Below are 5522 nucleotides of genomic sequence, written 5' to 3'. Positions count from 1 at the left end.
CGCCCGGAAATAGCGGCTAACCTGCTGAATCAAAAAGACTTCGAAAATTTCTGCGGTTCCGGCTTGGAACCCCTGTATGGGACACGCCCAGTGCGGCACCGCTGTCCTCGAGCCGCTTCGTGAGCACTCGACCCGCCGCCACTCGCTGGCCGCTTTCCCCGTCGGTTATGTCCAGATCCATGGACACATTTCCCCGCCCGAAGGAGAGTGCCTCGCGTGCTTCATGAACCGTGTCGTTGGCCTGTTTGAGGCGAGCCACCTGGGGATCACTATCGAAGCGACCGACTAGGCGGCGACCCACAAGGTAGGCGCCCAACTGTTGTGTCTGCCTGGGAAACACTCCTGCGCCTCCTGAGGGCTCCCCGTCGTCACGGGATGACCTCGAGCGCAGGGGTTCCAGCAGGGAGCCGCGTGCGTTGCTGCGTGGACGGCTGTAAGCCGAGGGAGATTCGCCTTCGCTGTCACTGCCGGCACCATACGAGGTGCTCGGATAGTAGGCGCCGGGGATACCAGAGGAGTTGTAGGTCATTCTGAATGGGTCGGGATGGTCAATCGGTCAATTTACGGCAATTCATCCAACCTCATTCCACAAAGCGAAGGGACGCTGCAATAAACGAAGCGTCGCTAGTGTCCCGTCCCGCAGATTATTGGCATAAATAATGCCAGTGTTGCGGTATCTTTCCAAGCGGAGATACCGATGACAAGAGGCAGGTCCTGAAGACGTGGCGCGCCTTTCCCCCTTCGGCCACGACCACATCAACCTGCTGGGGCGATATTCGTTTGCGGTACCGGATGCCGTCGCTCGCGGCGAACTACGACCGCTCCGGCGTCCAAATGAGGCTTAAGTCAGTTGGCTGTTCCATTGCTCCCCGAACCCCATGTACGCCGTGGTGTAGGTCGGCTCACGCCCCGACACGCCCGGCGTACGGATCTTTGCGTTGACAAGCTGCGCCTTCAGATCGCCGCCCGGCACATACAGGCTGATCATGCCGCGCTTTCTCAGGCTCTGGTTATACGCCCGCGCGTTCGTCACCCGGTACCCCGGCTTCTTGCGCTTGCGCGGTTCACCCGTCTTTAGTCTGGCTTTATATGGCATTATTCAAGCTGGCTTCATGACGTTGCGCTTTTACACAACCCGCAGCATCTTTGCAATACCCCCATCCGGACAAAGCCCATCATCTTGCGGTCGCAGCCAGCCGGTTTTACGGAAACAGGGCAGACGGATGAAGTGATGGGGATGCCGAAATTAAAGTGGGCCACATTATCCCGCACTTTCATTTCTGCCCTGCCTGTGTAACGCCGGGATGAACCACGCCTCACACCGTGAGTCACGAATGCATGATCACGGCACACCGTCCCATCACGCCGGGACAGTGATATACGGGTCCCACCAGAAGTAACCGAACGGTTCCTGCTTCTGCCCACCGACCAGCGTATAAAGCCCGAAGCTGATGCCGAACCCTTCCCTGCCGCTCTGCATCACTCGCGAGTCGAAGCTCGCAAAGCTTTCCACGCGCTGGATCGCAGGCAGACCGTTGCGCTCCGGCGATTCGGGGTTGGGCTGCACCGCGCCGTTCCGGGTGATCGCGTTGTATTGGAACTTGTTGAAAACCTCGGTGCCCGAGAAACGCGAGATGTTGTACAAGATCACCGCGTCATCGGAATTGTCTTGAATCGACGTGCCGGTGAACGACACGAGATCGCCCGGGTACGCCATGAATTCCAGATCGGCCGTGCCCTGCCCCTTGATGACGCCTCGCGAGCCGGTGACGAGCAAGAACTGGCCGACATGCGCAAGGCCGGTCGGTTTTTTCGGGTCTTTGCTGGGATTGGGATGCTGCGCCTTGATGAGTTCCGTGTCGATGACTGCGAGTATCTGGATGTGGGCGGTCGATGCCGCCAAGTCTACATCTGCCATGTCAATCCTCCAATTTTCGACGTTGACGACTTTATTTCGAATAACGCGCAATAAACGCGTCACCTGTAATTTCGTCTTATTTAAGGTCGAATACAACTAGCAAAGTAAACAGGTCGGCATGCAATGCCATCACCTAAAATGACAGGCTAATGTGAAATTAGCCTATATTCATTGAACGCATATACATTTCATTGAAACAGATCGACGGAAATGACATCTCACATCCACCTCGCGGCGAATTAACAAATGGTGACAATGTGATTACATGAGTAATAGCCGTAGGGTTCCTGCCTTGTTCTCGTGGCGTTGAACGCGTAGAGGGCAAACGTCATTTCCAGAACCTCGCTGCCCAGCGCCTTCACCTTCGATTCGAAGCTCAAGAAGCTGGCCTCACTTTCGAGCGCGGGCAACCCGTTGTGGTCCGGCGAGTCAGGATCGGGCTGCACCATGTGCGCCCTCAAGAAAGCGTTCGGCTTGAAACGCTCGAACACGCATCCGCCCGAGGCAGGCCGCACCTTGTAAAGAATCACGGCATCGTCTGCGTTGCCTTGCATTGAAGTCCCCCGGAGGAACACGCTGTCGCCGGCTTTCACCCGGATGCCGGGTTCCGCCGCGTTCTGCGTGGCGGCAATGCCGCGCGATCCCGCGCAGATCATGAACAGACAATCCGGCGCGACGCGCACGGGATGTGCCGGCTCCTGGTTTGGTCCGTAAATGTTCTTGATGTGCGCCGCATCGATGACCAATAGCACGTCGATTCCGTGAGTTCTCGTGTCCATATGCGATTTGGATTTCCCGTCTAAAATCTGGCTTCAACATTAGGGAAAATAGCCTGTCAATCATGACAGCCCAATCCCCGTCGAATTACCTCTTGATCATACTCAGAACGAAGAAGGTTAAAACTCTACCCTGTCAATTCTGACAGCCGAGACCATCGCGATTAAACGATTTTCCCATCTGACTTACTGACGGGTGCATCAAATAGTGCGCACGTGATCAGGCGTCGTAGCGGACATGCTTTTCCTTGAACAGGTTGCGGATCACGTGCGCACTATTTGATGCACCCGTCAGTATATGCGCATGTCGCGACGACCTATAAACGTACAACAGTGCCATCCTACGTTGAAGCACCGTGCCGGCATCGATATCGACCAAGCTGTCCCGAAGCCGCAACTCATGATCACGGACCGCGTTGCCAATGTCCCCGGATGTCCTTCGCTGGCAACTGACCTTCGACCTGTCAGCCAGCTAGCACTCACTGCGTGTGCGACGAGACGAACGAAGATCAATCAGCGGTCTGCATGGTGCCTTCGAGATACCTGAACTGCGCCCAAGGCGCGCCGGACGCGCGGTACCTGTCGCGGCCTGTCTGCAGGGTATCGCAGACGAGCGCGCGCTCAGAACGAATAAATCAGCCCCATTGCGATCGCCTTGACGACCGCCTGCACCTTGTTGGTGGCGTCCAGCTTCAACAGCACGTTGTTGACATGGAAATTGACCGTGCGCTCGGAAATATTCAGGATCTGCCCGATCTCGTAAGATGTTTTTCCCTCGCCGGTCCAGCACAGCACCTCACGCTCGCGCGCGGTCAGTGTCACACGGGTCTCTGGGGCAAGTTTGGGCAGAAGAAACCTGTTCATCAGCATGTGCGACAGATTCGCCAGCCAGTTCATGGGCAGCGACAGCCTGTCGATCTCCGCGGGCGTCAGCGCGTCAGCGTGGCGGGACATCGTCAGAAGCCCGAAGGCTCCGTGTGCCGCCCAGCTCGAGTGGGCAACGCCCACGGTCAGGCCGAAATCATGCGCGTCGGACCACAGGCGCGGCGCGTCGTCATCCGACGATTCCGGCCAGACGATCAGGTTCGTGCTGTGCATGCCCGCACGTACGGTCGGGTCGATGTCCAGAAAACCGCTCGCCCGATAGTGCATCATCCACCCGGACGGGTAGGTGTCGAAAGTCGCCACGACCGGTTTCGACACTGGCACGGGGATACGGATCCCGTAGCAACAGTATTCGAACCCGAGCTGCTTCGCGAAAGACGCGACCTGCTGAAACAGTTGATGTTCGTCCCGCGCCGCGTGACACTGCTGGTAAGCATCCTGAAAGTACGGTTCCATTGCCTTCCCGCTGTAGCGAGGCCATATTGCAGTGGACTCCCGCTGGTTCGACGAACAGGTGCAGTTACCCGATGAAACTCACTCCACTACCGCTTCACACCCCGTCGCCCGATGGCTATGTCCGTATTCCCGAGCACACGCTGGCAAGCCTGGAACTGGTTCATGTGTCATCGGGCCTCGACGACGAACTGCAGGCGGGCCTGCGTGCCGACGCCGTTGACGTGCTCCATGCGGGGTACACAGAATGGCAGGGGGCACTTCATCCCGGAACTGCTCGCGTGTCAGTGGGATGGGACTGGTATCTCGACGGCGCTTCGGGCGCACTGCTGATCGCCGGGGGTGACGTGAGAAGCAACATCATGGGCGTCGACTGCTTCGGCACCGATCTGGGTATGGCGCGCACCGCGCAAGCGCTCATCCGCCGACTCGCACGATTGAACTGGCCGTGTAGGGTCGCGGCCGCCATTCCCCTCTCCCTGCGCGAACAGCATGTTGTTATCTCCCGCCTGCACTGACAGGGCAGCGCGTTGAGGCGTTCGGGCGCAACCGTTTAAAACACCCGCCGCTCATTTATAAACAAAATCAGTCCGGTTTTCAATCTCAATATGCGAGAGGCACGCCCTGCGAGAAATGGTGATGCGCCGCCGCACGTCCTGTCAACATTGACAGTTATCCGACGTGCCTTCGCATGCTGTAGTGCGCTCCTTAAAAAAGAACTGAGGGCGCGATGCGGACTGTTGTTTATGGAGACGGGCAGCTACCCGAAGGTATCGAGGCCGCTCTCGCGCAATACCGGCATCAGATATTCGTCGAGCAGCTCGGATGGCGCCTGCCTATGGCCGACGACCGTTTCGAGCGCGACCAGTATGACCGCGAAGATACGGTTTATGTGGTCGCGCATGACGAAGCCGGGGCGATCTGTGGCTGCGCGCGGCTGCTGCCGACCACGCGCTCCTATCTTCTGCAGGAGATGTTTCCGTTTCTGCTCGCGGAGGGAATGTCAGTTCCCAGATCCCCCGACGTGTGGGAGCTTTCCCGCTTCGCGGCGAGCCCCGTCGCCGCCGGTCACCCGGAGCAAGGCAATCTCGCCTGGTTCGTACGCCCGATGCTTGCATCCGTCGTGCGATGCGCCACACAACTGGGCGCGCGACAGCTGATCGGCGTCACGTTCCTCAGCATGGAAAGACTCTTCCGGCGTATCGGCATTCACACGCACCGGGCGGGAGCGGCGCATTGCATCGATGGCAGAATGGTGGTCGCCTGCTGGATCGATATCGACTGCCAGACCCTTGCGGCACGGCTTTGTCCGGATGGGGGTATTGCAAAGATGCTACGGGTTGTGTAAAAGCGCAACATCATGAAGCCAGCTTGAATAATGCCATATAAAGCCAGACTAAAAACGGGTGAACGGCGCAAGCGCAAGAAGCCGGGGTACCGGGTGACGAACGCGCGGGCGTATAACCAGAGCCTGAGAAAGCGCGGCATGA

6 protein-coding genes are annotated in these 5522 nt (G+C 58.2%); 2 read left to right on the top strand and 4 right to left on the bottom strand.

The window, feature by feature from the left end; all coding sequences use genetic code 11:
• Positions 1–841 precede the first annotated feature (841 nt).
• From EVC45_RS43250 to EVC45_RS43235, 4 genes are all read right to left on the bottom strand, one after another.
• Positions 842–1033: a hypothetical protein gene (locus EVC45_RS43250; RefSeq protein ID WP_129964183.1), complete on the bottom strand. Its 192-nt coding sequence runs from the start codon at positions 1031–1033 to the stop codon at positions 842–844.
• 327 nt (positions 1034–1360) lie between these two features.
• On the bottom strand, positions 1361–1981 hold the full coding sequence (locus EVC45_RS43245) for an inclusion body family protein (RefSeq protein WP_248295510.1): 621 nt from the start codon (positions 1979–1981) through the stop codon (positions 1361–1363).
• 176 nt (positions 1982–2157) lie between these two features.
• Positions 2158–2697 (bottom strand): AidA/PixA family protein, encoded by a 540-nt coding sequence (locus tag EVC45_RS43240; protein WP_129964182.1) that lies wholly within the window; start codon positions 2695–2697, stop codon positions 2158–2160.
• A gap of 618 nt (positions 2698–3315) precedes the next feature.
• Positions 3316–4035, bottom strand: coding sequence for an autoinducer binding domain-containing protein (locus tag EVC45_RS43235; protein WP_129964181.1), 720 nt, complete (start codon positions 4033–4035; stop codon positions 3316–3318).
• A 71-nt stretch (positions 4036–4106) separates the two neighbouring features.
• Here EVC45_RS43235 and EVC45_RS43230 point away from each other — a divergent pair, with 71 nt between their 5' ends.
• Positions 4107–4550 carry a DUF4902 domain-containing protein gene (locus EVC45_RS43230; RefSeq protein WP_129964180.1) on the top strand — a complete coding sequence of 148 codons (444 nt, stop codon included), beginning with the start codon at positions 4107–4109 and terminating at the stop codon, positions 4548–4550.
• A 212-nt stretch (positions 4551–4762) separates the two neighbouring features.
• A complete protein-coding gene (locus tag EVC45_RS43225; protein WP_129964179.1) occupies positions 4763–5380 on the top strand; it encodes an acyl-homoserine-lactone synthase in 618 nt (205 codons plus the stop codon).
• Positions 5381–5522 lie beyond the last annotated feature (142 nt).

Source organism: Paraburkholderia sp. UYCP14C (assembly GCF_004197395.1).
Lineage (GTDB): Bacteria > Pseudomonadota > Gammaproteobacteria > Burkholderiales > Burkholderiaceae > Paraburkholderia.
The sequence above is the reverse complement of the archived record's forward strand: the minus strand, read 5'-3'. Positions and strand labels throughout refer to the sequence as shown.

Excerpts from the sequence above, each read along its gene's own strand:
- EVC45_RS43240 (WP_129964182.1), bottom strand. The coding sequence starts at position 2,697 with ATGGACACGAGAACTCACGGAATCGACGTGCTATTGGTCATCGATGCG.
- EVC45_RS43235 (WP_129964181.1), bottom strand. The coding sequence starts at position 4,035 with ATGGAACCGTACTTTCAGGATGCTTACCAGCAGTGTCACGCGGCGCGG.
- EVC45_RS43230 (WP_129964180.1), top strand. The coding sequence starts at position 4,107 with ATGAAACTCACTCCACTACCGCTTCACACCCCGTCGCCCGATGGCTAT.
- EVC45_RS43225 (WP_129964179.1), top strand. The coding sequence starts at position 4,763 with ATGCGGACTGTTGTTTATGGAGACGGGCAGCTACCCGAAGGTATCGAG.